Annotated in this window: 2 protein-coding genes; both read right to left on the reverse strand. The window is 66.3% G+C overall.

Annotated features, from left to right (window positions below):
- On the reverse strand, window positions 1-319 hold a 319-nt coding region (locus tag BMI87_RS21800; protein ID WP_078523542.1), incomplete at its 3' end, for a phosphotyrosine protein phosphatase.
- A gap of 3 nt (window positions 320-322) precedes the next feature.
- On the reverse strand, window positions 323-1,069 hold a 747-nt coding region (locus tag BMI87_RS21805; RefSeq protein WP_078523543.1), incomplete at its 5' end, for an SLBB domain-containing protein.

Here is a 1,069-nt window from a genome sequence, read left to right on the forward strand (position 1 = left end):
CGAACAGCATCACCCGCCCGCCCAGTTGCGGCGCCCGGCGCGAGATCTCGCGCTTGTGGCCCGCCTCCATCACGAGGATCAACTCGTGCTCGGCACCGATCTCGGCGGTGAACTGGCGCGCAACGTGACCGTCGAGGCTCAGCCCGTGTTCCGCCGCAACTTCGCTCATGGTCCTGTCCGCGCTCGCGCCAACAACCGCGCCGATGCCCGCCGAGCTGACCTTGCAGTCCGGCAGGGCCGCGGCCAGAAGCCGTTCGCCCACCGGGGAGCGGCAGATATTGCCGACGCAGACGACGAGGATGGATCCGACTTTCGCCATGGATCAGTTCGCGAGCGCGGAGGCCGCGCGCGCCGTGCTCAGCGTCGGAAGGATGTTGGAGACCACGCGGTTCCATTTCGCGACTGGTGCGGTCGTGACATAGACGACGTCCTGCGGATGCAGGAAGAATTTCGTGCCGACCACGTAGGCCGCCGCGCTCGACGTATCGAGCTGGAACACGATCACCCCGCTCGGGCTGTCGCGGAACACGAAAACCCCGCGCGCATCGGCCTGATTGGTGTTCAGGCCACCGACGGAGGTGACGGCTTCGGTGAGGCTCACATCATCCTTGGTCAGGTCGATCGGGCCGGGTTTCACCAACTGCCCCAGGAGATAGGCTTCGAGCTTCGTCGCGCGCTGCACCGAGACGACATCGCCATTGCGCAGCACGGGGTTGTTCGAGGCGATGCCCTGGTTGAGGAAGGCTTGCAGATCGACCGCGTAGCTCCGCCCGCCGCGGCGAACGAGCACTTGGCGCGCATCGGCCGTCTCATTCAGGCCGCCCGCCTCGTTGATCGCATCAAGCAGCGTAAGCGACTTGGAGGTCAGCGGGATCCGGGCAGGCTTACCCACCTCGCCGGTGACGGAGACGGTCTGCGAGTTGTAGCCCACGACGCGCACCGACACCTGCGGCGAGGGAATGAATTCCTTCAGCTGGCGCGAGAGATCGGCGCGCACCTGCTCCGGCGTGCGGCCCGCGGCGCGCACGTTGCCGACATAGGGATAGTAGAAGGTGCCGTCCGAATTGAC

Origin of the sequence: Thioclava sp. F28-4 (assembly GCF_002020045.1) — a bacterium.
Classification (GTDB): Bacteria; Pseudomonadota; Alphaproteobacteria; order Rhodobacterales; family Rhodobacteraceae; genus Thioclava; species Thioclava sediminum.